Raw genomic sequence first — 26551 nt, 5'->3', positions numbered from 1 at the left:
ACACCGTCAAGTTCAGTTGACGAGCAGCGGCGGTACGACGGGCACCTCCAGGGCGGTTTCGATGTCGGCCGGTGTCATCCGGAACTCGGCGGGGTACGCCTCGCGCCGGGTGCGGCGGTCGGGTTCGGTGGTGCGCCACATGTAGAGACAGCGGGTGCATTGGAGTACGTCCCAGACGCCGGGGACCGGGGAGGTGGTCACAGTGTCGACCGTGTCGTGGGCGCAGCGGGGGCAGAACATGGCGGGTGGCTCCTGACGGTGGTTCGTGGATCGGGTCAGCGGGCGGCGATCAGGGCGCGCAGCCGGTCGGCCCACTCGGGGGTCTCGGGCAGGTCCCGTACCGGGGTGTCGAAGTGGCCCCTGTTGTCCGGTGCGACCGGGGTCGTGGCGTCGATGATCATCTTGCTGGTGATTCCTGGGGTGTTGGCGGCCGGTGCCAGTGCCATGACGGAGAGGTTGGGGACGATGATCACGTCGTCCTGGGGGTTGACCTTCGCGGACATCGCCCACATCACCTGGGGCAGGTCGAACGGGTCGACGTCCTCGTCCACGACGATCACCTGCGTGACGTAGCCCAGGCCGTGCGGTGTGGTCATCGCGCGCATGCCGACCGCCTTGGCGAAACCGCCGTAGCGCTTCTTCGTCGAGACGATCACCGCGAGGCCGTGGGTGTACATGGCGTTGACGGCCTGCACTTCGGGGAATTCGGCGCGGAGTTGCTTGAGCAGGGGGACGCAGGTGTTGGGGCCGACGAGGTAGTCGACCTCGGTCCACGGCATGCCGAGGTAGAGGGACTCGAAGATCGGGTCGGTGCGGTAGGAGATGCGGTCGACACGGATCACCGGCATCCGTCGGCCGCCCGAGTAGTGGCCGGTGAACTCACCGAAGGGGCCCTCTATTCGACGCTTGCGGCTCTCGACCACGCCCTCGATGACGACCTCCGAACCCCAGGGGACGTCGAAGCCGGTGAGTGGAGCGGTGGCGATGGGGGCGGGGGCTCCGCGCAGGGCGCCTGCCATCTCGTACTCGGACTGGTCGTAGCCCATCGGCATGCCGGCGACGATCGTGATGACCGGGTCGTTGCCGAGGGTGATCGCGATGGGGAGATCCTCGCCCAACTCCTCAGCGGCGTGCAGGTGTTGGGCGACGTCGTGCATGGGGACGGGCTGGAAGGCGAGGCGGTCGCGGCCGATGACCTCGATGCGGTACGTGCCGACGTTCTGCTTGCCGAAGTGGTCCGGGTCGCGCGGATCGCGGGAGACCACGGCGGCCTTGTCGAGGTAGAAACCGCCGTCGCCGTCGTTGAGCCGGAACAGCGGGAGAACCCTGAACAGGTCGATGTCGGCGCCCTGTTGGGTGTTCTCCCGCCAGGGCGCGTCCTCGCGGCGCTCGGGTTCGACCGGGAAGGCGTCCCAGCGGCGGGCGAACTCCTCGACCTGTTCGCGCACGGAGGTGTCCGGGGGCAGTCCGAGGGCGAGGGCGTGGTTGCGCCAGGAGCCGTGGACGTTCATCGCGATACGGGCGTCGGTGAAGCCCTTGACGTTGTCGAAGTAGAGGGCGGGGGCGCCTTCGCCGATGCGTCCGGCCGCGTTGGCGGCGGCGGCCAAGTCCGGTTCGGGAAGGACCTGTTCGGTGATGCGCAGCAGCTGGCTCTCCTTGTCCAGGGTGTCCAGGAAGCTGCGCAGGTCGTCGTAGGGCATGGGGAGGCTCCGTACGTCGTGGGCGGATGTCGCAGAGTTGCGGGTGTCTCGGGGGTCTCAGGCGGCGGGGTGGATGCGTTCGTCGCGGGCGGTCCGCATGCCTTCCCAGCGCTTGGCGGCGGGGGCGGGCAGGTCGAGTTGGTCGAGGACGCGGGCGGTGATGTGGGTGACGATGTCGTCGACCGAGGCGGGGTGGTTGTAGAACGCGGGCATCGGCGGCACGATGCGTACGCCCTTGCGGGCGAGGTCGAGCATGTTCTCCAGGTGGATCTCGCTCAGGGGCGTCTCGCGCGGCACGAGGACCAGCGGGCGGCGCTCCTTGAGGATCACGTCGGCGGCGCGGCCGATCAGCCCGTCGGCGTAGCCGGTGCGGATACCGGCCAGGGTCTTCATGGAGCAGGGCACGATCACCATGCCGTCGGTACGGAACGACCCGGAGGCGATGGTCGCGCCCTGGTCCTCCGGGTTGTGGACGACGTCGGCCAGCTCGGCGACCTCGCGGGCGGTGCGGCCCGTCTCCAGCTCGACGGTGGTCCGGGCCCACCGGCTGAGGACCAGATGGGTCTCCACGTCGGGCAGCTCGGCCAGCTGCTCCAGCAGCCGGACGCCGAGGACGGCTCCGGTCGCCCCGGTCATCCCCACGATCAGTCGCACGTCGCCCAGCTCCTTGCCCGGTCCGGTCTCTGTGTCTTCGACCGTAGGAGCGGTTCGGTGCCCGACAAGGGTAGGCTCGGGACTCACCATGGGAAAAAACGGTCAGCCTCGACCTGAGATCACCGACGTGTCGTACCGCCCGTCGCTCGGCGCGCCCATCGGTATGGACGTCCTGGACTTCACCGAGCTGCTGGCCCGCGGGAAGCGCCGTGGCCTCGACCTGTCGGCCCCGCAACGGCCGGACTTCCACCACCTGATCCACGTCACGGCCGGCACACTGCGCCACCGAGTCGACTTCACGGACTGTGCGGTGGAAGCGGGCGGCTGGCTGTGGGTGGGCTCCGGGCAGGTGCACCAGTACGTCCCCGACGACCTGACGACGGCCCGGGGCACGATCGTCATCTGGCAGCCCGGCTTCGTCCTGGCCGATCCCCCCTTCGACCAGTCACCCCTGCTCCCGACGGAACCCCACGCCCGGGCAGCCCGCCTGACGCTGCGTCATCTCGCGCACGAATACGCCGACTTGACGTCACTCCCCCTCGACGCACACCTCCAGACCCTCCGCATGCTCCTCTCCGTCCTGCTGCTCCGCCTGTCCCACGTCCGCCCGGACCCGGTGTCGTCCGCCCCGCCCGACGACACGTTCCGCCGCTACAGCGCCGCCCTGGAACACGACTTCCGCACCAGCCACCAGGTCGCCGACTACGCCGCCGCCCTCGGCTACAGCCCGCGCACCCTCACCCGCGCGACCCTCGCGGCCACCGGCACGACCGCCAAGCAGTACCTCGACGCCCGCGTCCTCCTGGAAGCCAAACGCCTCCTCGTCCACACCGACGCAACGGCCGCGGACATCTCCCGCACCCTCGGCTTCGCCGAACCGACCGACTTCGCGAAGTTCTTCCGCAAGCGGGACGGCCGTACGCCCCTGGAGTTCCGGGCGGTGGCGCGTGGGCAGAGATGAGTCGTGCAGGAATTCCAGCCGGGTGAGACCGCCGTACGGCGCGATGTGTTCGGGCGGCAGGTGTGGAGTGCCCATGCGCTGCGGGTCGTCGAGGACACGGCTGAAGCGCTCGTTCTCGGATGCGGGCCGGGCGCGGAGTTGCTGGTCCCGACAACCTGGATCGAGTGGCTCCTCACGGGCGACGAGACCGCCCGGCTGCGCGCCCTGCCGAACCTGGCCCACGGCAACTGGCAGCTCGGCCCGTGGACTTGGCGGAGCACGGACCATCTCCAATGGGTACCGCCCGACGCGTGGTTCAGCGTCAACGCGTTCTTCGACGCCACGGGCGACCGCCGGCTGACGCACTGGTACGTCAACTTCCAGCATCCGATGCGCCGGACGCCCATCGGCTTCGACACCTTCGACCTTCTGCTGGACCTGGTGGTCGCGCCCGATCTGTCGCGGTGGGACTGGAAGGACGAGGACGAATATGCCCACGGTCGCCGGTTGGGGGTGGTGAGCGAGGCCGATCACCGGGCGGTGGAGAGGGCTCGCGAGGAAGCGGTCGCGCTGATCGAGGCAGGCGTCGGACCGTTCGCCACCGAACAGGGGTTGAGTGACTGGCGTCACGATCCTCACCGGCCGGCTCCCCAACTCCCCACCGACGTGCTGGCCTTGGACTAACCGGCATCACCCGGATCTCCCGACGCCCCGAACCGCACCGGCAGTTCGCCCAAGCCCCGTAGCAGCGTGCTCGTTCGCCACGTCAGTGTCGTGGGGTCGGTGGCGAGTGCGAGGTCGGGACAGTGTTCCAGCAGGAGGCGTACGGCGATGGCGGCCTCGGTGCGGGCAAGGGGTGCGCCCAGGCAGTGGTGGAGGCCGTGGCCGAAGGCTAGGTGTCCGGGGCCTCGACGCCGTAGGTGGAAGCGGTCGGGATCGGGGAAGTGGAGGGGGTCGCGGGAGGCCGCGGCCAAGGAGATCTGTACGGCGTCCCCGGCCTGGATGCGGGTGCCCGCGAGGTCCAGTGTCTCGGCGGCGAAGCGGAACGCGGTGGCATGGACGGGTGCGCTGTACCGCAGCGACTCCTCCACGGCGGCGCCGACCAAGTCCGGTTCCGTACGCAGCAGTTCGAGTTGGTCGGGGTGGGTGAGCAGGGCGTGGACGGTCGCGGAGATCAGGTTGACGGTCGTCTCGTGTCCGGCGACCAGGATGAGGAAGGCCATCCCGAGGAGTTCCTCGGAGGTGAGGGGGGTCTCGGGGGCGGGTACGCGGGCCGCTGCGACCAGGTCGCTGAGCAGGTCGGCCTCTCCTGCGCCGCGCTTTTGGTGGATCAACTCGGCCAGGTAGGCGCCCAGGGCGGCAGCGGCCGAGGCACCCTTCTCGGGCGAAGCGGGCATGACGAGTTCGTTCGACCAGGCGTGGAACACCGTACGGTCCGCGGCGGGCACCCCGAACAGGTCGCAGATCACCGTCACGGGCAGCGGCAGGGCGTACCGGCTCACCAGATCCACCGTCCCGCGCGGCGGAAGCTCGGCGAGCAGATCGAGGGCAATCGCTTCGATGCGCGGGCGGAGCGCGGCGATCCGCGCGGATGTGAAGTGGCCCGCGACCAGGCGCCGTAGCCGCGTGTGGTCCGGTGGGTCGGTCTGGAGCATGTTGCGGCCGAGGGCATGGCCACCGTCGTCCTGCCAGGACGAGGAGTGCCGGATGTCGTTCCGCAGGCGCGGGTCGGTCAGCGCGGCGCGGGCCGCGTCCCGGGTGACCACCAGCCAGGTCTCGCCGCTTCCCTGGACCAGGACCCGGTGCACGGGCCCTCGGGCGCGCAGGGCCGCGTAGAAGAGGTGGGGGTCGGGGTCCAGGTCCTGCGGGGTGGGTGCCTGCATGGCACTCCTTTCGATGGTCACCGGGTGTGCGCGGTCGTGGGGTCAGGAATCGGTGCGCCAGGCGGCATGCACCGTGTGCGCGAGGGCCGTTCCCTGGGCGTGGCCCGCACGGGCGGCTGCCGGGCGGCGGGCGTCGGCGGTCATGTCGCGGCCCATGGCGCGCCGGGCCGCGCGGTCCGGGGTGACGAGGGTGATCTCGGTTCCCTGTGCGGCGAGTTGGGCCGCCTGTTGGTGGGCGCCGGGGTGCGGGCCGACCGCCGTCGGTATCGGTGAGACGGCAAGGACGTGCCGGTGGCCGGCGGCGAGGTGGACGTTGGTGGTCGTACGGCTGCCGCCGTCGATCCAGCGTCGGCCGGCGACCGTGACGGGCGGTGCGACGAGGGGTACGGCACAGCTCGCGGCGACGGCTTCGAGGAGGGTCGCCTTCGCGTCCGCGTCGAAGGTCTCCAGGGACCCGGTCACGGCGTCGACGGCCGTGATGCGCAGAGCTCGGCCGGGCCAGTCCCGTGCGCCGTGCAGCAACGTGCCGACCGCGTCCAGGAGTTCGGACTCGGGTCCGGTGCGTGCGCCGAGGGCGGCCCGGCCCAGCCGCCGCACGGAGCGCCGCGGATCGCGGGATCCCAGCGCCGCCCACAGGAAGCGGACCGTCTGCGCCGCGGTGACCCGCAGCTCCACCTTGTCGGCGCGGGACAGTTGGCGCTCGTACAACTCCCCCGGCGGCTCGCCGCACGCGAGCCGCGCGCCGAAGATCGCGCCCGCGGAGGTGCCGATGATCACGTCGGCGCGGTCGAGATCGACGCCGGCCTCCGTGAGCCCGGCGAGCACCCCCGTCATCCACGCCCCGCCGACGGGCCCACCGCCGCCCAGGACCAGTGCCGTGCCATGCATGACGCCCCCTTCGTCTGCCTAAATGGGGAGCACTCCCCACTTGATGGATGGACGATAGCATCACTACCGGGGAGCACTCCCCACTAGTGCGGAGGGTGAAGATGACGGGCGTGGACGACACGACGGCACCTGCTCGGCGCCGCGACGCACGGCGCAATCGCGAGCTCCTGATCGAGGCCGCCCACGAGGTCTTCACCGAGCAGGGCCTCCACGCGCCGATCGACGTGATCGCCCGCCGGGCCGGCATCGGCAACGCCACCCTGTACCGGCACTTCCCCACCCGCGCCGCTCTCGTGGACGCGGTCTTCCACGACCTGCTCACCGACACGATGACCATGGGCGAGCAGGCGCGTACCGCCGAGGACGCCTGGGCGGGCCTGACCGGTTATCTGCACACCGTCTTCGCCGGGCTGGCCGCCGACCGCGGCACCAACGACCTCATGACCACCCACCTCGACGGCGTCGACTCGCTCCAGGCCGTGCACGCCCACAACCGCCGTACCGTGGAACTGCTGTTGAGCCGGGGCCGCGACCAGGGGACGATCCGCGCGGACGTCACCCCGGAGGACGTTCTGTTCGCCCTCGCCGCCCTGGGCCGGACGGTCCCCGCCCTCACCACGGCCGCCGGCCCCGACGCCTGGCGCCGCCCCCTCGCCCTCCTCCTGGACGGCCTGCGCGCCGCACCCGCCACGCCCGCGCTCCCCGCCCCCGCCCTCACCGCGACCCAACTCAACAGCGCCCTGCAAGGCCTCTGATCGAGCAACCGACTCGGCTACGGCGTGAGCGCGTCGACGCCGACCGGTCTGCGGCCGCGCACCGCCCATGCGCGAGCGGTGAGCGTGATCGATCCGTCCGGCTGTGTCGGTACGGTCGCGCGCAGCGTTTCGCGCAATCCCTCCCGACCTGCCGGTGGGAGGGCGGCGACATAGCCAGGAGCGGGGCCCTGACCCGCGAGGAACGGCTCCCACAGATCCGCGAAGTCCCGGAAGACCGTGGGCACTTCGAGCGGAGCGACCTCTACGTCCGTCAGCCCGGCCGCCGCCCACACCGCGCGCAGTGGATCCGGACGGCAGAGCTCGAAGCGGCGGCCCTCGTCCAGTTCGGCGGCCGACGGGTCCACCGCGATCGCCGCGTCCCAGAAGTAACGCAGGAACGCCATGCCGTCGGCGTAGTCCCACACATATGCGGCGACCAGCCCGCCCGTTCGCACCGCGCGGGCCGCCTCGCGCACCGAATCGGCCGGTTCGGCAAGGAAGTTGAGCATCAGACCGCTGACGGCCACGTCGAACACCGCGTCACGGACCGGCAGTTCCTCGGCGTCGGCCACGGCGAAGCCCGTGGCCGCGGGAACGGCGGTGCGGGCCGAGGCGGCGAACCCGGCGGACCGTTCCAGGCCGACCACCGTCCGGGGCCGGCACCGGTCGACGACCGTCGAGGTGAGCGCTCCGGTACCGCATCCCACGTCCAGCCAGCGCGCACCGGGCTCACACCCGAGCCATGCGACGAAGGCCTCGGCGACACGACGGCTCCACCGCCCCATGTACCCCTCGTAGGCATCCCCGGCCGCCCACACGTCGGACCGCCGCTTCTCCACACCGACCACGCTCCCCCCACGGGCCCGCCATCGGCAACAGCTCCCGTGCCGCTCCATGCTCGGTCGTCGAACAGCCCGCTGCCCGGCGCCGAGGACCGATCCCGCAGTCCTTCGTCGCCGGGCAGCGTTACCCCCGTACGTTCAGCGTGTTGCGGTCAGGACTCGACCCCGGCACCCTTGAGCGCGGTGACCGGCTCGGGCTTCTCCTCCCCGGGCGCGGTCTGGCGTACGGCCGGGATCGCGGCCGCGACCAGGGCCGCGAGCAGGGCGACGCTGCCGCCGATGAGGAGGCCCGTGCGGAAGCCGCCCTCGGAGGTGAAGGTGTAGCCGCCCGCCGTGGTGGTCATCTGGGCGAGGACCACGCCGATCACCGCGGCGCCGATGGAGGTGCCGAGGGAACGCATGAGGGTGTTGAAGCCGTTGGCGGCGGCGGTCTCGGAGAGGGGGACCGAGCTCATGATGAGGGCGGGCATCGCGCCGTAGGCGAGGCCGACGCCGCTGTTGATGACGATGATGACCACCATGAGGCCCCACGCGGAGCTCATCAGGCCCATCGACAGGGCGTAGCCGGCGGTGATGACGAGCACACCGCTGATCAGGGTGAACTTGGGGCCGCGGGCGTTGGTGAGCTTTCCGCCGAGCGGGGAGACGATCATCATCATGATGCCGCCGGGCGCCATCCAGAGGCCGGACGCGAGCATCGACTGGCCCAGGCCGTAGCCGGTGGCCTCGGGGAACTGGAGCAGCTGCGGTACGACCAGCATGCTGGAGTACATGCCGACGCCGACGAAGACCGAGGCGATGTTGGTGATCAGGACTCGGGGTCGGGCCGTGGTGCGCAGGTCGATCAGCGGGTCGCCGGTGCGCAGTTCCCACACGCCCCAGGCCAGGAAGGCCACGATCGCGACGGCGAACAGGCCCAGGACGGTGGCCGAACCCCAGCCCCAGTCGGCGCCCTTGGAGATGCCGAGCAGCAGACAGACCAGGCCGACGGCGAGGCCGAGGGCGCCGGGGGCGTCGAAGCGCTGGCCCTTGGCGGCGGCCGGTACGTCCGGGATCAGGAACCAGATCAGCGTGGCGACGACCGCGGCCAGAGCGGCCGAACCCCAGAACAGGGCACGCCAGTTGGCGTACTGGGCGATGGCCGCGGCGATCGGCAGGCCGAGGCCGCCACCGATGCCCATGGAGGCGCTGACGAGCGCGATGGAGGGGCTCAGCCGCTCCTGCGGTACGACGTCCCGCAGCAGGGCGATGCCCAGCGGGACCATGCCCATGCCCATGCCCTGCAGACCGCGTCCGACGATCATCGGGACGACGGAGGAGGAGAGCGCGCAGACCACTGAGCCCACGATCAGCGGGACGGAGCAGGCGAGCAGCATGCGGCGCTTGCCCAGCAGGTCGCCGAGGCGGCCGACGACCGGTACGCAGACGGCCGCCACCAGGAGGGTGGCCGTGATCACCCACGCGGCGTTCGAGGACGAGGTGTGCAGCATCTCCGGCAGGTCGGCGATGAGCGGGGTGACCAGCGTCTGCATGATCGCGGCCGTGGTGCCGGCGAAGGCCAGCGTGGCGATCACGCCGCCTGCGCGGGCTGAGGGCTGGGGGGCGTCCATGACGGGACTCCTCGGCATGTCTGTTCGGTCGGGAGGTGAAGGAATGTGCATCGTACACATCGTATGTATCAGCCATGTGATGGGGATGATGCATACCGTCGTGCGAGGATGGGCACGGCCGCCCCTGACCGCATGACACGGCGGCGGTATCGGCGGGAAGCAGGAGGCAGCGGACCGATGGACAGGCGCACGCGCGAAGTCGAGTACGAGCAGATGCTCCTCAGCCGGCACGGCCTGCTCGCACAGAAGGGCGGTCGCCGCAAGGACGGCGTGCTGGAGCGCAGCGCCTACATCCTGCTGAGCCGGATCCGCGTCCAAGGACCCATGTCGATCGGCGAGTTGAGCGACGCCTTCGGCCTCGACACGTCCACCCTCAACCGGCAGACGGCGGCCGCCATGCGCTCCGGACTGGTGGAGCGCATCCCCGACCCGCAGGGCGGCATGGCCCGCAAGTTCCGCATCACGGACCTGGGCGAGCGGATGCTGGACGAGGAACGCGAGGGTCTGGTCCGGTCCCTGGACCAGATCATGGACGGCTGGTCGGACGAGGACATCGACGCCTTCGCGGCTTTTCTACGACGCTTCAACACCGACATCGAACGGATCGGCGGGCGTCCCTGGCCACGGCCGTGAGCCCCGCCCCGTGACAACTCACGGGGCGGGGCGGTCGGTTCACGCCGGGCGTGACTGTGTCAGGAGGAGCGGCGAGCGCGGCCGGCCGCGTAGACCCCGCCGGCGCCCAGGGCGATCACCAGGGCGGCACCGCCCGCTATGAGTCCGACCGGCGCGCTGGAACCGGTCTCCGCCAGCGGCTGGTTGCCACCGTTGGGCGTCGCCTTCGGCGAGGGCGAGGGCGTCGACTTCAGCGGCGGGACGTGCGCGGAGGTGGGAGGCGTCGTCGACGGCTTGGGGCTGGCCGGCGGGGTCGACTCCTCGGCGGGAGGCGTGCTGTCGGCCGGGGTCGACGGCGTCGCGGGCGGGGCCGAGGCCGGCTGGGTCGGCGTCGGGGTGGGCGAGTCCGGCGTGCTCGGGGTGCACTCCTTGTCGCCGCCGTTCCAGGCCGCGATGAGGTGGTACGGCGTCATGATGTTGTCGGGCTGGTACGGAAGCGGGCCGTGGCCCTCGCCCGTGCCGCCGTCGTAGGTGACGTCGTCGCCGTACAGGTCGATCTGGCCGTAGCAGTCGGGCGACTTGACCTTCAGCTGCTGCCAGGTCTGCTGTGCGTCGTCCGCGCCGGCGACGTCCTTGACGGTGAGGTAGACCGTGGCCTTGTCGACCATGGTCTGGTGGCCGGAGTTGTACCAGTTGGGGCCTTCGGCGGTGTACTCGGCGAGCGAGACGGGGTACTTGCAGCTGTCTCCGACGCTCTGGTCGGGAGCCAGCCGGACCTCGACGGTGCCGGGGATGGTGTCCCACTGAAGGAACCCGCCCTGGGAGGTCCAGTCCGCGCCGACAACGTTTCCATCGGCACCGACGATGCGGTACTGCACGGTGGCGGACTGGCATGCGTCGGAATCGGTGGCGCTCGCCGGGCCGGCCGCGAGCACGGGCGCGGCGGCGGCGAGGAACGCGGTGGCCGCGAGGGCGGACAGGGATTGAAGGTGGTGCGAACGTGACAAAGTGAGCCTCGACGATGGTGAAAGGTGTGGGAGGTGGCAGAGCGAGCGACGGGCGCACGAAAGGAAACGATCGAGGGCGTGCGCGACCGGACCGCTCGCAGGTACTTCGCTCAGTAAAGGGACAGCGAAGTAAGCCGAATTCTTGTCACCTTTCACAACTCCCGTCAATCCTTCACCAGTTGCACACAGATCAAGATCCGGGCAGCACCGCGACCAGATGCCAGCGCAGCCCCTCCAACTCGACGTACAGACCCGGGTCGACCAGCTCGTCGCCGTCCCGGTGGTAGGTCAAGTCGGTGAGCAGTTCGGTGAGTTGGCGGGTACCACCGCGCAGGTCGGTCCACGGGAGGCGGACGCGGCCCTGGGCGGGTTGTTCGGAGAGATTGACGACTACGAGATGGCGGCTGGAGTCGGTGGTCCAGGACCAGGCGACCAGGTTCTCGTGGGACGGGTTGTCCGGCCAGCCGGTGCAGTCGAGCAGCCGCCACTCCCCTCCTGTGCGCATGCCGGAGGAGGCGACGGCGGCGAGCAACTGGTGGTGGAACGCGAGGAGTTCCTTGTCGACGGGCTCCTCCGGCCGACGGGAGAGGAAGACCGGTGGCCGTACCTTCCGTCCCTCGAACTGGCCCTCGTGCCAGAGCGTCGCGCCGGGCAGGGTCGCGATGGTGACGGCTGCCGCCCGTTCCCGCTCGGGCGACAGGGTGGCGGCGGCCCGGGGTTCGTCGTGGTTCTCCAGGAAGCGGACCAGGCCGCGCTGGTAGGCAAGGTCGGCCTGGAGATGACCGTGCACTGATTCCGCGCCCTCGTGCAGCAGTCGGTCGTAGAGCCGTTTGTCGTAGCAGTGGTCGAACCCCTGCTGTTGGAGGGCCCATTCGAGGTCCCAGTACGCCTCGGCGACGAAGAGGAGGTCGGGGTGACGCTCGCGGACCTTCGGGACGACGTACGGCCAGAAGTCCTCGGCCGGTGCCGTGCCCGCCCGCTCGCCCCAGGTCTTCGCGAACACGTCGGTCATCAGCAGCATGGCCATGTCGCAGCGCACGCCGTCCGCCTGGTCGCCGATCGAGGCCAGGGTGTCGACGGCGGCCGTGCGCAACTCGTCGCTGAAGGCGTTGAGTTGGACCACGTCCGGCCAGGGCGCGAAGTAGGGGTCTCGGCCCCGGGCGAAGACCTTGCCGCCGGCTTCGAGGAAGGCGGCGGGGTCGCGGGCCAGGTCGTCCGGGGTGCCCTGGACCAGGCAGCCGGGGCGTTCGGTCAGCCAAGGGTGGTCGGGAGCCACGTGGTTGGGGACGTAGTCGAGAATCAACCTGACGCCACGGGCGGCCAGTTGGGCGCGGGCGGCGGCCAGACCCTCGGGGCCGCCGAGGGATGCGTCGACGACGTAGTTCCGGACGCAGTACGGCGATCCGGCCACATCCTCCGGGCGAAGGTCGGGCAGTGCCGCGCGGAACGACTCCTGGAGCGACGCGTCGCGCAGCGCGATCTCCAGTCCGGCCGGGCTGCGTTCCCACACGCCCATCAGCCAGACGGCGTCGACGCCGTCGAGCGCAACCTCGTCCCAGGCGGCCTCGGGCACCTCGCCGAGGGTGACGCGGTGGCCGTAGCGGCTGCTCAACTCCCCCAGCCAGATGAGGGTGTTGATCTCGTAGATCACCGGATGGTCGGGCCAGGCGGTCATGACAGCGGCTCCTCTCGGTCGCCGGTCGGGCGGAGGCTCTCGCGGCCCCGGGCCGACCACTCCTCGTCGCCCAACATGTGGAAGAGGGTGGCCGTGACCGCGGACAGGCCGGTCCAGCCGGTCTGGTGGGAGGCGCCGAGGCCGGCGCCGTTGTCGCCGTGGAAGTACTCGTAGAAGAGGATCAGGTCCTTCCAGTGCGGGTCCTTGGCGAACTTGGCCTGGGCGCCGTGCACCGGCCGGTGTCCGTCCTCGTCGCTGAGGAAGGTGGCGGTGAGCCGGTCGGAGATCTCGCGGGCGACCTCGTACAGGGTGAGCTGGCGGCCCGATCCGGTCGGGCACTCGACGGTGAACTCCGGGCCGTGGAAGGCGTGCAGGTTGAGCAGGGCGCGGATGAGGAGCAGGTTGACCGGGAACCACACGGGGCCACGCCAGTTGGAGTTGCCGCCGAACATCCCGGAGTCGGACTCGGCGGGCAGATAGCCGACTCCGTACGACTCCCCGTGCACCTCGAAGTTGTACGGGTGCTCGGCGTGATAGCGGGAGAGGGAGCGGATGCCGTGCGGGCCGAGGAACTCGCCCTCGTCGAGCATCCGCGACAGGATGCGCCGCAGCCGGTCCTCGCCGAACAGGGCGAACAGGTACCGGCCGTCGGCGTTCGGGCCCAGTGCCTCGTGCGAGGAGATGGTGGCTTCCACCGCCGGATGGCGGTCGATGAACTCCCTTGCTCCCGCGACCAGTTCGGGGAAGCGCTGGTCCGCCCAGCCGCCGACGAGGCTGGTGGCCGCGAGCGGGATCAGTCCGACGAGCGAGCGCACCTTGAGCCGGGTCGCCGTGCCGTCGGGCAGTCGCAGCACGTCGTAGAAGAAGCCGTCCTCCTCGTCCCACAGGCTCGCGTTGTCGGCACCGATGCGGTTCATGGCGACGGCGATCCATGCGAAGTGCTCGAAGAGGGACTGCGCCTGCTCGATGTAGACGGGGTTGTCGACCGCCAACTCTATGGCGATCTCCAGGAGGTTCTGGCAGTACAGCGCCATCCACGCCGTGCCGTCCGCCTGGTCGAGGTGGCCGCCGGTGGGGAGCGGGGCGCTGCGGTCGAAGACGCCGATGTTGTCGAGGCCGAGGAAGCCGCCCTGGAAGACGTTGTTGCCGTCGGTGTCCTTGCGGTTGAGCCACCAGCTGAAGTTCTTCATCAGCTTCTGGAAGGCGTTCTCCAAGAAGGCGCGGTCGCCCTTGCCGGTGCGGTGCTTCTCCAGCTCGTAGAGGAACAGGGTGGCCCAGGCGTGCACGGGCGGGTTGACGTCGCCGAAGTTCCATTCGTAGGCCGGGATCTGGCCGTTGGGGTGGAGGTAGAGGCGGCGCAGCAGCAGGTCCAACTGGCCCTTGGCGAAAGTGAGATCGACCATCGACAGGGCGACGGTATGGAAGGCGAGGTCCCAGGCGGCGAACCACGGGTACTCCCAGGTGTCCGGCATCGACATGATCTCGTCGTTGACCATGTGGTACCAGTTGCTGTTGCGGATGCGTGGGTCGGAGGCGAGCGGGTCGACACCGTGCTCGGACAGCCAGCGCTCGACGTCGAGGTAGTAGTACTGCTTGCTCCACAGCATTCCCGCCAACGCCTGCCGGACCAGGCGCCGTTCGTCGACCGGGGTGTCGGCGGAGGTGATGCCGTCGTAGAACTCGTCGGCCTCCGCACGACGTTGCGCCATGACCGGCTCGAAGTCACCGGTCCAGTCGGGCAGTTCGGTGGCGCTGAGGCGCAGGCGGACGGTGGCGCTCTGGCCGCCCGGGATGGTGAGCACGTGGTGGACGGCGGCCTTGGTTCCGGTCCCCTCGGGGTTGACGGCTCCGGTCTCGCCCGCGACGACGTACCGGTCGATGCCGTCCTTCACGTACGGGGAGGTGTTCGAACTGCCGAAGATCTTCTCGTTGTTGGTGTCGTTCTCGGTGAACAGGGTCTGCGCGTCCGCGTCGCAGTACAGCCAGCGCGGGCCCAGCTCCTCGTGGTCGGCGCGGAGTGGGCCGCCGGGTTCCTGGTGGATGGAGGGGACGACGGTCCCACCCGCCCAGGACCAGGTGTGCCGGAACCACAGGGTCGGCAGCAGGTGGAGGGGTGCCTCGTCGGGGCCGCGGTTGTGCGCGGTGATCTCGATCAGCAGGTCTTCGGGGCCGGCCTTGGCGTACTCGACGAACACGTCGAAGTAGCGGTCCTCGTCGAAGATGCCGGTGTCGAGGAGTTCGTACTCGAAGTCACCGCGCCCACGGGCCTGGTTGGTGGCCTTCAGGTCCTCGTACGGGAACTCCGACTGCGGGTATTTGTAGAGGTACTTCATGTAAGAGTGCGTGGGTGTGCTGTCGAGATAGAAGTAGTACTCCTTGACGTCCTCGCCGTGGTTTCCCTCGGCGTTGGTGAGGCCGAACATCCGCTCCTTGAGGATCGGATCGCGGCCGTTCCACAGCGCGAGCGCGAAGCACAGCCGCTGCTTGTCGTCGCTGACGCCCGCGATGCCGTCCTCGCCCCAGCGGTAGGCGCGGGAGCGGGCCTGGTCGTGGGTGAAGTACGACCAGGCGTCGCCGCCCTGGCTGTAGTCCTCCCGGACTGTCCCCCACTGGCGCTCGCTCAGATAAGGACCCCAACGGCGCCATGGCACCCCGGAGTCGTCGGCCTCGGCCAGCCGTCGCCGTTCGGCGTCCGGTGTTTCACCGTTCGTCCCCATCGCTTGTCCTCCCCTTGGCCGAACCCATTCCCCCAGACTCGGGTGTCCCGGACCCGACGGCAACACGAACTGCCGGGCGGAGGGCGTCGGCTCCCGCCAGGAACACCGCGACGGCGAGCAGCAGCGCCGCCGTCGCCGCGACCGGCGCCACCAGGAACGCTCCGGCGCTGCCGTGGCTGTCGGCGAGGTACCCGGCCCACACCTGCCCGGTGGCGGTGCCGAGCGGTCCGCCCGCGCACAGGATCGTCAGGGCGACGGTCGCCCGGTCGGCGGAGGCGATGCGTTCGGTGAGGGCGTAGAGGCTGATCAGGTACGGAGCGACGGTCACACCGGCGACCGCCATGGCCGTAGGGACGGCATGAAGTCTGTCCCCGACGGCCAGGGTGAGGGCGCCCAGCAACAAGGTCGCGGAGAAGGTCACGTACCGGTGGCGGAGGGTGAAGCGCGCGGGGAGCCAGGCGCAGGCGGCACCCGCAAGGGCGCTGCCGATGCCGAAGACGGCGTAGAGGAGACCGGCGCTGGCCGGGTCACCGCTGTCGTTGGCGTAGGCGGTGACGCCGGTCTGCGCGGCTCCGAACATCGTGCCCATCGCGGCCATGGCGAGGAACATGGCGGCAAGTGGCAGTCGGGGCAAGGGAGTTCGGGAGGTGTGCGCGCTCTGCCGGTGCTCGGCTCCCCCATGAGTGAGGGAGAGTGCGAAGGGGAGGGTGGCCAGGACGAGGAGGGCGATGGCCGCCATGGTCGGCGCTGTCGGGCCGAGGGAGGCGAGCAGGCCGACGATCGCGGGTCCGGCGACGAAGCTGATCTCGTCGGCGGTCGCCTCGTACGAGAAGGCGGTGGGTATGAGGTCGGGCCGGTCGCGTGCGCGGAGGAGGCGTGACCAGTGGACCCGTGCCAGGGGGGCGACCGGCGGTTGGGTCAACCCGGCCAGGGCCGATGCGACGATCATGCTCGCGCGGTCGGTGTGGCTCGCCGCGATGAGGCAGGTCAGGGCGACGGCGTTGGCGAGTGCGGTGACCGCCCCGACGAGGCGGTGGCCGTGGCGGTCGGCCAGCGCCCCGGAGATCGGACCGCCGACCGCGTTGGCGATGCCCTGGGCGCCCGCGGCGAGACCGGCGAAGGCGTAACTCCCGGAGGCGGCCCGGACGAGGATGAGGGTCGCGAGCGACGAGGTGGCGTAGGGAAGGCGGGCGAGGAACCCCAGCGGGAAGAATGCCGCGCCGGGCACGCGGAGGAGGGATCGGTACGCCATCAGCGTCTCCCGTAAACACGTCGGAGAGACGCGCTACCCAGCCACCGGCGCGTTGACGATCCCGATTCTGCCGCCCAGCCTAGCGTTTCAGTCCCTCCCGTGGTCACCGAAGGCCGTGACGGACAGGAAGCGGATGGGGAGTTCGACCAGTTCCTGGGGGCCGTGCGCACCCTCGCCGTCGAGTTGGAGGGCGTCGCCGGGACGCATGGTGTAGGCCGCCTCTCCGTGGCCGTAGACCATGACGCCTTCGAGCATGTAGAGCAGTTCGGTGCCGGGGTGCTGGAAGAGGGGGAAGACCTCGCTGGACTCGGTGAGGGTTACCAGAACGGCTTCCATGCGTTTGTGGGGGCCGCGCAGGGCGCCGAGGAGTTCGTAGAGATGGCCGACGCGGCTGCCGCGGCGGATGATCTGGGCGCCATGGCCGGAGGGAACGTAGACGGCTTCGCGCTCGGTGTCGACGCCTCGGAAGAGGGCGGTGACCGGCACGTTCAGGCCGGTGGCGAGGCGGCCGAGGGTGGTGAGGCTGCACGAGGTGTGCGCGTTCTCGATCTTGGAGAGCATGGCTTTCGAGATGCCGACCCGGGCCGCCATCTCCGCGACCGACAGGCCGGCCGCGATCCGGTAGCGGCGTACCTGGCGGGCGATCGCGGTCTCCAAGTCGACAGGTCCGTCGGCCTGTTCGAGGGTGATCTCCCGGTCGGGCAGAGCGGCTGCCTGGTCGTCGTGGTCGGTGCCCATGGCGGTCATTCTGCCTGATGGGCGTGTGTTTACCGGGAGTTGCGGGTCGGGGGTCATCGGCTCAGTGCGAAGCGTGGGTGGGACTCGGTACGGCCCAGGGCGAGGTCCGCGGCCATGCTGCCGATCAGTGGCGTGAACTTGGCGCCGTGGCCCGAGCACGGGGAGACGACGACGAAGGGCCCGGTCCGGTCCAGGACGAAGTCCTCGTCGGGGGTGGTGGTGTAGAGGCAGCTGGCCTCGGCCACGGGTGCGGGGTCGAGGCCCGGCAGTGTGCGTTCCACCCACGCGGTGACCTTGTCGCGGGATACGGGGTCGACGGTGCCCGTGCGGGTGTCGGCGGTCGTGGGGGTGCCTTCATCGTGCTGGGCGACCTTGAACGCCGGGAACGGTCCGCCGTCGCTGCCGGAGGGGAGGCCGTAGAGGCTCAGTTCGTCCTTGTGGACGAAGACGGGCCAGGCGTCCGCTTCCGGATCGCGGCGGCGGAAGTGGAAGACCTGTTGCTGGGTCACCTGAAGGGGTGGCAGGGGCTCGGAAATGCCGAGCTGGGCGGCGAGTTGGGGCAGCCAGGCGCCGGATGCGACGACGACCGTGTCCGCGACGACTGCCGGGCCGTCCGTACGCAGCTCCACCCGGCCGTCGGCGCGGATGTCCGCGCCGGTCACGCGGACGCCGGTGAGTACGTGGGCGCCCAACTCGGCGGCCCTGCGCACCGCGGCGGCCACCGTCGCGTCGGCGTCGACCGTGCCCGCGTCCGGGTGGTGGAGCACGGGACCGTCGAAGCGGAACTGCGGCCAGCGGTCGGTCGCTTCGGTCGCGGTCAGCAGTTCGTGCGGTACGGCGGCTGCCGCCAGGAGGTCCGCGATGCCCTCCGGGTCGCGGCCCGCGCCGAAGTCCAATCCCCCGGTGAGACGGAGGAGTTGAGTGCCGGTGTCGTACTCCAGCTCCTGCCAGAGTTCGCGGGCCTCGCCGGTCAGGCGGACGTAGAGAGGGTCGCCGTAGGCGCGGCGGTAGATGCGTGAACTGCCGTGGGAGCTGCCGTGCTTGTGGCCGATGTCGTACGCCTCGACGAGGGTGACCTCGTGGCCCCGCCGGACGAGTTGCCAGGCCGTTGCCGCGCCCATCAGGCCCGCGCCTACGACGGCGATCACCGTACGGCTCCAGGGGTTCCGGGGATCCAGTCGGTGCCGGCGAGGGGGACGCGGGCCATGGCGGCGGACTCGATGGTGAGGGCGACCAGGTCCTCGGGTTCCAGGTGGTGGAGGTGGGCCTTGCCGCAGGCGCGGGCGAGGGTCTGGGCCTCCATGGTGAGGACGCGGAGGTAGTTGGCGAGCCTGCGTCCGCCTTCGACCGGGTCGAGGCGGGCGGCGAGTTCCTCGTCCTGGGTGGAGATACCGGCCGGGTCGCGGCCGTCCTGGAAGTCGTCGAAGTAGCCTGCTGCTGACCCGAGTTGACGGTATTCGGCGTCGTGTCGGGGGTGGTTGTCGCCGAGAGCGATCAGGGCGGCGGTGCCGATGGCTACCGCGTCCGCGCCGAGCGCGATCGCCTTGGCGACGTCGGCGCCGGTGCGGATGCCGCCGGAGACGATGAGTTGGACCTCGCGGTGGACGCCGAGTTCCCGAAGTGCCTGTACCGCCTGGGGAATCGCGGCGAGGGTGGGGATGCCCACGTGCTCGATGAACACCTCCTGCGTGGCCGCGGTGCCGCCCTGCATGCCGTCGACGACCACGACGTCGGCGCCCGCTTGGACAGCGAGCTTCACGTCGTAATAGGTGCGTGTCGCGCCGACCTTGACGTAGATCGGCTTCTCCCAGTCGGTGATCTCGCGGAGTTCCCCGATCTTGATGGTGAGGTCGTCTGGACCGGTCCAGTCCGGGTGACGGCAGGCGCTGCGCTGGTCGACGCCGACGGGCAGGGTGCGCATTCCGGCGACCCGGTCGGTGATCTTCTGGCCGAGCAGCATTCCGCCGCCGCCGGGCTTGGCGCCCTGCCCGAGGACCACTTCGATGGCGTCGGCCTTGCGGAGGTCGTCGGGGTTCATGCCGTAGCGGGACGGCAGGTACTGGTACACGAGGTGCTTGGACTGGCCGCGTTCCTCCGGGGTCATGCCGCCGTCGCCGGTGGTCGTGGAGGTACCGGCCGCGCTCGCCCCGCGCCCGAGCGCCTCCTTGGCGTTCGCGGACAACGCGCCGAAGCTCATGCCGGCGATGGTGACCGGGATGTCCAGGTGCAGCGGGTACTTGGCGTTGCGGGTGCCGAGGACGACGTCCGTGTCGCAGCGCTCGCGGTAGCCCTCCAGGGGGTAGCGAGACATGCTGGCGCCGAGGAAGAGCAGGTCGTCGAAGTGCGGGAGGGGGCGTTTGGCGCCCCAGCCGCGGATGTCGTAGACGCCGGTGGCTGCGGCCCGTTGGATGGCGTGGATGGTGGCGCGGTCGAAGGTGGCCGACTCACGCAGGCCTCGGGATGCGAAATCCATGTCCATGGCAGAAACAACTCCCTCAGTACGCCGTCGAGTTGTCGACCTTGAAGTGGTACAGCCGTCGGGCCGAGCCGTAGCGGCGGAAGTCGGCGGGGTCCTGGTCGAACTCCGCCGCCTTCAGCAACTCGGCGAGTTCCACGCGGTGTTCGTCCCGCATCTCCTTCTCCACGCAGTCCGCGCCGAGGGACTTGACCTTGCCCTTGACGTAGAGGCGGGCCTCGTAGAGGGAGTCGCCGAGGGCGTCACCGGCATCGCCGCAGACCACCAGTCGTCCCGCCTGTCCCATGAACGCGCTCATGTGGCCGACGTTCCCGCCGACGACGATGTCCACGCCCTTCATCGAAATCCCGCACCGGGCCGCCGCGTTGCCCTCGATCACCAGCAGGCCGCCGTGCGCGGTGGCCCCGGCCGACTGGGAGGCGTCGCCACGCACCCGGACCGCGCCGGACATCATGTTCTCGGCGACGCCCACTCCCGCATTGCCGTGCACGGTGACCGTGGCGCGCTGGTTCATGCCGGCGCAGTAGTAGCCGACGTGGCCCTCGACGTCGACCGTCACCTCGTCCTTGAGACCGCAGGCGACACTGTGGGCGCCTCGGGGGTTCAACACCCGCCAGGATGCGGCCGATTCGGTAGCCGGGGCATGCAGCGCCTGGTTGAGATCACGCACGGAGGAAGCCCCGAGGTCCACCTCGGTCAGCGCTGCCATACGTACACCTCTTCCGGCTCGGGTTCGAAGATGCGGGCGTTCTCGATGCCCGGCAGGACGTCCAGGGCGCGGTACTCCGACGCCATCGCCACCCAGGCGTCGGTCTCCGCGACCAGGGCGGGTTTGCAGGCGATGGCGTCACGGACGACCGCGAAGGAGTCGGCGGTGGAGACGAGCAGCGTGTAGAAGCCGTCGAAGCGCTCGCACAGCAGCCGCAGTGCCTTCTCCAGGTCGGCGCCCCGGTCGAGGTGGTGGGCGACGAAGCGGGCCCCGACTTCGGAGTCGTTCTCGCTGTCGAACTGCACGCCCTGGGCGCGGAGTTCACGCCGGATGGTGGCGTGGTTGGCGAACGATCCGTTGTGGACCAGGCATTGGCCGGGGCCGACGGAGAAGGGATGCGCGCCCTCGGGGGTGACGGCCGACTCGGTGGCCATCCGAGTGTGGCCGACGCCCTGGTAGCCGGTCACTCCGGCGAGCCCGAACTCCTTCGCCAACTGGACCGGATTTCCGGTGCCCTTGAGGACGGCGAACCCCTCCCCCGACCCGATGACGGTGGCCCGCGGCAACGCGGTCGCGATTGTGGCGAGCAACTCGGCGACCGGCGACTGCGCATGCACCACCGTCGTGGCGTCGGCAGCGACAACCACCGCGTCCGGCAACGCTGTTGCCGCCTGGTGCGGGGTCACTCCCAGCAGCGAGACGACGGCACGCCCGGGCGGCGACAGGCGCGGGTCGCCGTAGACCGCGACGCCCGCCGAGTCCGGGCCGCGTTCCACGACCTGGCCCAGCATGGCGGTGAGCAGTTCACCGAGCCGGGGTTCGAGGGAGGGCTCCCGCAGATGGAGCCCGACGATTCCGCACATGCGGCTCTCCTGTCACGAGAAGCGTCAAGGGGATCAGAAGGCGGTGAGGTAGCGGTCCAACTCCCAGGCGCCGACCGTGCCGTGCCAGTCGAAGAACTCCTGACGCTTGACCTCGCCGAAGTACTCACTGACGCCGGGTCCGGCCGCGTCGAGGGCCCCGCCGATCACCGGGTCGGCCGCCAGCGCTTCTACGGCGTGCAGCAGGGTCGGCGGGAGTTCGGGACGGGCTGCCGTGGCCGCCGCGTCTCCCGGTTCGCCGGGGTCGAGGGCGCGCTCGATGCCGTCGAGTCCGGCGGCCAGGGTCGCGGCTGCCGCGAGGTAGGGGTTGGCGGAACCGTCACCGCCGCGCAGTTCGACGCGGTTGCCGTCGGGGACGCGGACGAAGTGGGTGCGGTCGTTTCCGCCGTAACCGGCCTTGCGGGGCGACCAGGTGGCGCCCGAGCGGGTGGAGACCGCGCCGGTGCGCTTGTACGAGTTGACGGTGGGCGCGATGACGGCCTGGAGGGCGCGGGCGTGGTCGAGGATGCCGCCGACGAAGGAGTACGCGAGCGGGGACAAACCGAGGCCGCGGGTGTCGGAGGCGTCGGGGAAGGCCGGCTCGCCGCCCCGCCACAGCGACAGGTGCATGTGCATCCCGGAGCCGGTGCGGTCGGTGAACGGCTTCGGCATGAACGTGGCTGTCATGCCCCGCTGTTCGGCCAGTACCGACACCAGGTACCGCATGGTGATGACCCGGTCGGCGGTGGTGAGGGCGTCGGCGTAGGCGAAGTTCTGCTCGAACTGGCCGTTGCCGTCCTCGTGGTCGTTGGCGTAGTTGCCCCAGCCGAGGGAGTTCATCGCCTTGGAGACGGCGGTGAGGTGGTCGTACATCCGGGTCAACCCGCGGGCGTCGTAACAGGGTTGGGCGGCGGTGTCGCGACTGTCGGCGACGGAGAGCGTGCCGTGTTCGTCGCGGTTGACGAGGAAGTACTCGATCTCCGCGCCGACCGCGAGGGACAGTCCGAGTTCGGCGGCCCGCGCCAGTACGGCGCGCAGGATGATGCGGGGCGCGTACGGCCAGGGCTTCCCTTCGACATGCGGATCGCAGTGCACGAGGGCGAGTCCGGGGCGCACGAACGGCAGCGGGGTGTACGAGGTGACGTCCGGGAGCGCGATGACGTCCGGGTCGCTGGGCTGCTGACCGAGCGCGCCGGCCGCGTAGCCCGCGAACCCGACGCCGTCGGACTGGAGTTCCTCGACCGCCTCGACGGGGACGAGTTTGGCGCAGGGCTTGCCCGCGAGGTCGACGAAGACGGCCAGGACGAACTCGACGCCGTCCGCGCGGACTTGGGCGGCGAGATCGGGTGCGGGGTCGGCCGCCGGCGCCGGGCCGGTGGTCGTGGGCGGTGCGGCTGCGGTGTCCATCGCCATGGGAGGCTCCCAGCATCCAGGGGTTTCCTGATGTGAATCACCATTTCCCATCAGGAAACTCCCTCGCGATTACAGCCTCATTTCCCGCAGGGAAGCACCCTGTTGCCGGTGTCGGGTGGCTCAACTCCGGCTCCCCGTCGTGGATATGGCGTTCTCAAATAACGAGAGGTAGCCTCTCATCCATTCGTCACGTCTCGCCGGGGAGGCCGTCATGGCAGGCACGATGCAGGGCAAGGTCGCCGTGATCAGCGGAGGTTCGACCGGCGTGGGGCGCGCCGTCGGGTCGCTGCTCGCCGAGAACGGGGCGCAGGTGGTGCTGCTCGCCCGGCGTGCCGACCGACTGGAGGCGGCGGCGCGGGAGATGACGGGGTCGGTGCTGACGATCCCGACCGACGCCAGCAGCGGCGACAGTGTCCGCGCGGCGTTCGCTCAGGTCGAAGAGCGGTTCGGGAGGGTGGACATCCTGGTGAACAGTGCAGGCGTCGCCCGCATCCGCGCCATCGAGGAGACCGCCGACGAGGACATCCACGCCTGCATCGGCACCAATCTCCTGGGCCCGATCCACACGATCCGCTCGGCTGTGCCCCTGCTGCGGGCGGCGGGAGGTGGTGACATTCTCAACATCTCCTCCGAGATCACCCTGGACCACATGCCGCTGATGGCCATGTACGCGGCCAGCAAGCACGGTCTGAACGGCTTCACCGCAGCCATGCACAAGGAGCTGCGCGGCGACGGAATCCGCGTCGCGCTGGTGATCCTGGGCTCGATCTCGGACAGCGCCTTCATCGAGAACTTCCCCGGCGAGGACCGGCAGCGCGCGGCCCCGATATGGGAGGCGGACGGCTACCTGACCAGGGTGGGAGCCATGAAGCCGCTCCCCTCGGCCACCGTCGCCCGGGTCATGTTCCAGCTGCTCAGCACGCCGCCCGAGGTCGTACAGGACGTGGTGCACATCCGTCCGGCCGGCTGAGAACGCCCACCCGGTCGCCCCATCCGACCCATGTATCAGACTTGGACACCCCATAAGTCGTCCTTATGAGGTCATAGACCGGACCCGCATACCGACTTAGGCATGCCTTAGTTTAGGCTTCCCGTCGAGTCGCTTGTCATCGCTCGAAGGGAACCTGATCATGCCGCGCCCCCTGCGGGTAGCCATCGTCGGAGCCGGCCCCGCCGGGATCTACGCCGCCGACGCCCTGCTCAAGTCCGAGGTGGCCGCCGAACCCGGCGTGTCCATCGACCTCTTCGAGCGGATGCCCGCGCCCTTCGGCCTGATCCGGTACGGCGTCGCCCCCGACCACCCGCGCATCAAGGGCATCATCAACGCCCTGCACCAGGTCCTGGACAAGCCGCAGATCCGCCTCTTCGGCAACGTCGACTACCCGACCGACATCAGCCTGGACGACCTGCGCAGCTTCTACGACGCGGTGGTCTTCTCCACCGGCGCCACGGCCGACCGCGACATGTCCATACCCGGCATCGAGCTCGACGGTTCCTACGGCGCCGCCGACTTCGTCTCCTGGTACGACGGCCACCCGGACGTCCCGCGCACCTGGCCGCTGGAGGCGGAGAAGGTCGCCGTTCTCGGTGTCGGAAACGTGGCGCTCGACGTGGCCCGCATCCTCGCCAAGACCGGCGACGAGCTGCTGCCGACCGAGATCCCGCCGAACGTCCACGAGGGCCTGAAGGCGAACAAGGCGCTGGAGGTCCACGTCTTCGGCCGCCGTGGCCCGGCGCAGGCGAAGTTCTCCCCGATGGAGCTGCGCGAGCTGGACCACTCCCCGAACATCGAGGTCATCGTCGACCCCGAGGACATCGACTACGACGAGGGCTCGATCACCACGCGTCGTGGCAACAAGCAGGCCGACATGGTCGCCAAGACCCTGGAGAACTGGGCGATCCGCGATGTCGGCGACCGCCCGCACAAGCTCTTCCTGCACTTCTTCGAGTCGCCGTCCGAGATCCTCGGCGAGGACGGCAAGGTCATCGGTCTGCGCACCGAGCGCACCGCCCTCGACGGCACCGGCAACGTCAAGGGCACCGGCGAGTTCAAGGACTGGGACGTCACCGCGATCTACCGCGCGGTCGGCTACCTCTCCGACAAGCTCCCCAAGCTTCCCTGGGACATCGAGTCGGGCACGGTCCCGGACGAGGGCGGCCGGGTCATCCAGGAGACCGGCGAGCACCTCCAGTCGACGTACGTCACCGGCTGGATCCGGCGCGGCCCGGTCGGTCTGATCGGCCACACCAAGGGCGACGCCAACGAGACGGTCGCGAACCTGCTCGACGACCACGCCAACGGCCGTTTGCACACGCCTGTTTCGCCCGACCCGGAGGCCGTGGAGGCGTTCTTCGCCGAGCGCAACGTCCGCTTCACCACCTGGGACGGCTGGTACCGGCTCGACGCCGCCGAGAAGGCGCTGGGCGAGCCGCAGGGCCGTGAGCGCGTGAAGATCGTCGAGCGTGAGGACATGCTGCGGGCGAGCGGCGCGTAAGCCTCGACGAGTTGAAGTTCGAGGGGCCCGGCGGCCGCTTGGATTCTAGTGGTTGTCGCAACACCCCAGTTCAGGGGTGGCGATGGACTTCGAGATCCGGCGGGACCGGACCCCTCAAGGGCCGAGAAAGCTGAGTCGGGAGCGGGAGGCATACTCCCGGCTCATGCAGCAGGGCTACAGCAATCGGGAGGCGTGCCGGATCGTCGGCATAGCCACCCGCACGGGCAGGAAGTGGCTTTACGGGCGCAAGCCCACTGGCGCGCAGAGGAAGGCGCTGGCACCGCTTGGCGCGGTGGCGGCGCCTTCCGGGCCGTCCCGGTATCTGTGCGAGGCGGACCGTATCCACATCGCCGACCGGCTGCGGGAGAAGGCGTCGACCCGCGCGATCGCTGCCGAGCTGGGCCGTAGCCCCTCCACCGTCAGCCGGGAGATCCGCCGCAACTGCACGATCGATCCCCGCGGCCAGCGGCACTACCGGCCGCACGCGGCCCAGTCCCGCGCCGAGGCACGCCGGCCTCGTCCGAAGCCGGGGAAGATCGCCCGGAATCCCGAGCTGCGGGACTTCATCCAGGACCGCCTGACCATACGGTGGAGCCCGGAGCAGATCTGCCAGGCTCTGCGCAGTCAGTTCCCCGACCGGCCGGAGATGTACGTGGTCCACGAGACGGTCTACCAGGCCCTCTACGTGCAGGGCCGTGGAGAGCTCCGCCGCGAGCTCGCCCGGGCTCTGCGCTCGGGCCGCGCGCGCCGCAAGCCTCAACGCCAGGCCGCCTCACGCCAGCCGCGATTCACCACACCCATGGTCATGATCAGTGAACGGCCCGCGGAGGCCTCCGACCGTGCCGTCCCCGGTCACTGGGAGGGCGACCTCATCATCGGCAAGGACGGGAAGTCGGCCATCGGCACGCTGGTCGAGCGCGCCACTCGCTACGTCATGCTCCTGCATCTGCCCGGCGACCACAGCGCCGAGAACGTCCGGGACGCGCTGGTCACCACGGTCGAGACTCTGCCCGCTCACCTCAGACGGTCCCTGACCTGGGACCAGGGAAGCGAGATGGCCGCCCACGGATCGTTCACCGTTGCCACCGGCATCCCGGTCTACTTCTGCGACCCGGCCAGCCCCTGGCAGCGCGGCTCGAACGAGAACACCAACGGCCTGCTGCGGCAGTACTTCCCAAAGGGCACCGACCTGTCCGTCCACAGCCCCGGGCATCTCGCCTCCGTCGCCGCCGAACTCAACGGCCGTCCACGCAAAACGCTCGGCTGGGAAACCCCAGCCGAGCGCCTGCATAAACTGCTCACGGCCTGATCAACACAACCGTGTG

At 70.1% G+C, this 26551-nt stretch carries 24 protein-coding genes; 7 read left to right on the top strand and 17 right to left on the bottom strand.

Annotated elements, in window-relative coordinates; genetic code table 11:
• Nucleotides 1-12: 12 nt before the first annotated feature.
• From OO70_RS04595 to OO70_RS04585, 3 genes are read right to left on the bottom strand one after another with little or no spacing between them, the layout of a single operon-like run.
• Nucleotides 13-240 (bottom strand): non-oxidative hydroxyarylic acid decarboxylases subunit D, encoded by a 228-nt coding sequence (locus OO70_RS04595; protein ID WP_043664373.1) that lies wholly within the window; start codon nt 238-240, stop codon nt 13-15.
• Between the two features lie 35 nt (nt 241-275).
• Nucleotides 276-1700, bottom strand: coding sequence for a non-oxidative hydroxyarylic acid decarboxylases subunit C (locus tag OO70_RS04590; protein WP_043664370.1), 1425 nt, complete (start codon nt 1698-1700; stop codon nt 276-278).
• A 57-nt stretch (nt 1701-1757) separates the two neighbouring features.
• A complete protein-coding gene (locus OO70_RS04585; RefSeq protein ID WP_043664358.1) occupies nt 1758-2354 on the bottom strand; it encodes a non-oxidative hydroxyarylic acid decarboxylases subunit B in 597 nt (198 codons plus the stop codon).
• A gap of 88 nt (nt 2355-2442) precedes the next feature.
• Between OO70_RS04585 and OO70_RS53600 the strand changes: the two genes are divergently transcribed.
• The gene (locus tag OO70_RS53600; protein WP_043664354.1) at nt 2443-3315 is read left to right on the top strand and encodes a helix-turn-helix domain-containing protein; all 873 of its coding nucleotides are present in this window, start codon (nt 2443-2445) and stop codon (nt 3313-3315) included.
• A gap of 3 nt (nt 3316-3318) precedes the next feature.
• Nucleotides 3319-3978, top strand: a complete 660-nt coding sequence (locus OO70_RS04575; RefSeq protein ID WP_043664352.1) for a DUF402 domain-containing protein — start codon at nt 3319-3321, stop codon at nt 3976-3978.
• On the opposite strand, the gene OO70_RS04570 is transcribed toward OO70_RS04575, so the two are convergent.
• Both OO70_RS04570 and OO70_RS04565 read right to left on the bottom strand, forming a co-directional pair.
• Nucleotides 3975-5177, bottom strand: a complete 1203-nt coding sequence (locus tag OO70_RS04570; protein ID WP_043664344.1) for a cytochrome P450 family protein — start codon at nt 5175-5177, stop codon at nt 3975-3977. The two genes, OO70_RS04575 and OO70_RS04570, sit on opposite strands and share 4 nt — an antisense overlap.
• Before the next feature lie 42 nt (nt 5178-5219).
• Nucleotides 5220-6065 (bottom strand): patatin-like phospholipase family protein, encoded by an 846-nt coding sequence (locus OO70_RS04565; protein ID WP_043664342.1) that lies wholly within the window; start codon nt 6063-6065, stop codon nt 5220-5222.
• A gap of 101 nt (nt 6066-6166) precedes the next feature.
• Between OO70_RS04565 and OO70_RS04560 the strand changes: the two genes are divergently transcribed.
• Nucleotides 6167-6820, top strand: a complete 654-nt coding sequence (locus tag OO70_RS04560; protein WP_043664339.1) for a TetR/AcrR family transcriptional regulator — start codon at nt 6167-6169, stop codon at nt 6818-6820.
• A gap of 17 nt (nt 6821-6837) precedes the next feature.
• Here the strand turns inward: OO70_RS04560 and OO70_RS04555 are convergent, their stop codons facing one another.
• Nucleotides 6838-7659, bottom strand: coding sequence for a class I SAM-dependent methyltransferase (locus OO70_RS04555; protein ID WP_043665333.1), 822 nt, complete (start codon nt 7657-7659; stop codon nt 6838-6840).
• Between the two features lie 155 nt (nt 7660-7814).
• Nucleotides 7815-9272, bottom strand: a complete 1458-nt coding sequence (locus OO70_RS04550; protein WP_043664328.1) for an MFS transporter — start codon at nt 9270-9272, stop codon at nt 7815-7817.
• 177 nt (nt 9273-9449) lie between these two features.
• Between OO70_RS04550 and OO70_RS04545 the strand changes: the two genes are divergently transcribed.
• Nucleotides 9450-9905: a MarR family winged helix-turn-helix transcriptional regulator gene (locus OO70_RS04545; protein WP_043664326.1), complete on the top strand. Its 456-nt coding sequence runs from the start codon at nt 9450-9452 to the stop codon at nt 9903-9905.
• A 59-nt stretch (nt 9906-9964) separates the two neighbouring features.
• Here OO70_RS04545 and OO70_RS04540 read toward each other — a convergent pair whose 3' ends face one another.
• The 10 genes from OO70_RS04540 to glnT all read right to left on the bottom strand — a co-directional run bounded on the left by OO70_RS04540 (nt 9965) and on the right by glnT (nt 22731).
• Nucleotides 9965-10891 (bottom strand): hypothetical protein, encoded by a 927-nt coding sequence (locus OO70_RS04540; protein ID WP_043664324.1) that lies wholly within the window; start codon nt 10889-10891, stop codon nt 9965-9967.
• Between the two features lie 190 nt (nt 10892-11081).
• Nucleotides 11082-12566, bottom strand: a complete 1485-nt coding sequence (locus tag OO70_RS04535; RefSeq protein WP_043664323.1) for an alpha-amylase family protein — start codon at nt 12564-12566, stop codon at nt 11082-11084.
• Nucleotides 12563-15283, bottom strand: coding sequence for an MGH1-like glycoside hydrolase domain-containing protein (locus OO70_RS04530; RefSeq protein ID WP_043664322.1), 2721 nt, complete (start codon nt 15281-15283; stop codon nt 12563-12565). Before OO70_RS04530 ends, OO70_RS04535 begins: the two co-directional genes overlap by 4 nt.
• Nucleotides 15267-16535: an MFS transporter gene (locus OO70_RS04525; protein ID WP_043664321.1), complete on the bottom strand. Its 1269-nt coding sequence runs from the start codon at nt 16533-16535 to the stop codon at nt 15267-15269. The genes OO70_RS04530 and OO70_RS04525 overlap by 17 nt, the downstream gene beginning before the upstream one ends.
• Before the next feature lie 87 nt (nt 16536-16622).
• Nucleotides 16623-17273, bottom strand: a complete 651-nt coding sequence (locus OO70_RS04520) for a helix-turn-helix domain-containing protein (RefSeq protein WP_051740643.1) — start codon at nt 17271-17273, stop codon at nt 16623-16625.
• Nucleotides 17274-17326: 53 nt separating this feature from the next.
• The gene (locus OO70_RS04515) at nt 17327-18421 is read right to left on the bottom strand and encodes an FAD-dependent oxidoreductase (RefSeq protein WP_051740640.1); all 1095 of its coding nucleotides are present in this window, start codon (nt 18419-18421) and stop codon (nt 17327-17329) included.
• Nucleotides 18418-19752, bottom strand: coding sequence for an FMN-binding glutamate synthase family protein (locus OO70_RS04510; protein ID WP_106971613.1), 1335 nt, complete (start codon nt 19750-19752; stop codon nt 18418-18420). The genes OO70_RS04515 and OO70_RS04510 overlap by 4 nt, the downstream gene beginning before the upstream one ends.
• A gap of 16 nt (nt 19753-19768) precedes the next feature.
• Nucleotides 19769-20458, bottom strand: coding sequence for a GltB/FmdC/FwdC-like GXGXG domain-containing protein (locus tag OO70_RS04505; protein ID WP_043664318.1), 690 nt, complete (start codon nt 20456-20458; stop codon nt 19769-19771).
• Nucleotides 20446-21321 carry a class II glutamine amidotransferase domain-containing protein gene (locus OO70_RS04500; protein WP_043664316.1) on the bottom strand — a complete coding sequence of 292 codons (876 nt, stop codon included), beginning with the start codon at nt 21319-21321 and terminating at the stop codon, nt 20446-20448. The genes OO70_RS04505 and OO70_RS04500 overlap by 13 nt, the downstream gene beginning before the upstream one ends.
• A gap of 33 nt (nt 21322-21354) precedes the next feature.
• A complete protein-coding gene (gene glnT / locus OO70_RS04495; protein WP_043664315.1) occupies nt 21355-22731 on the bottom strand; it encodes a type III glutamate--ammonia ligase in 1377 nt (458 codons plus the stop codon).
• Nucleotides 22732-22942: 211 nt separating this feature from the next.
• Between glnT and OO70_RS04490 the strand changes: the two genes are divergently transcribed.
• The 3 genes from OO70_RS04490 (at nt 22943) to OO70_RS04480 (ending at nt 26535) form a co-directional block, all read left to right on the top strand.
• Entirely contained in the window at nt 22943-23701 is a 759-nt protein-coding gene (locus OO70_RS04490) for an SDR family oxidoreductase (RefSeq protein WP_043664311.1), read from the top strand.
• Nucleotides 23702-23861: 160 nt separating this feature from the next.
• Entirely contained in the window at nt 23862-25226 is a 1365-nt protein-coding gene (locus OO70_RS04485) for an FAD-dependent oxidoreductase (protein WP_043664308.1), read from the top strand.
• 82 nt (nt 25227-25308) lie between these two features.
• A complete protein-coding gene (locus OO70_RS04480; RefSeq protein WP_043664306.1) occupies nt 25309-26535 on the top strand; it encodes an IS30 family transposase in 1227 nt (408 codons plus the stop codon).
• Nucleotides 26536-26551 lie beyond the last annotated feature (16 nt).

Origin of the sequence: Streptomyces xylophagus, assembly GCF_000716435.1 — a bacterium.
Lineage (GTDB): Bacteria > Actinomycetota > Actinomycetes > Streptomycetales > Streptomycetaceae > Streptomyces > Streptomyces xylophagus.
This window is presented reverse-complemented; position numbering and strand designations above follow the sequence as displayed.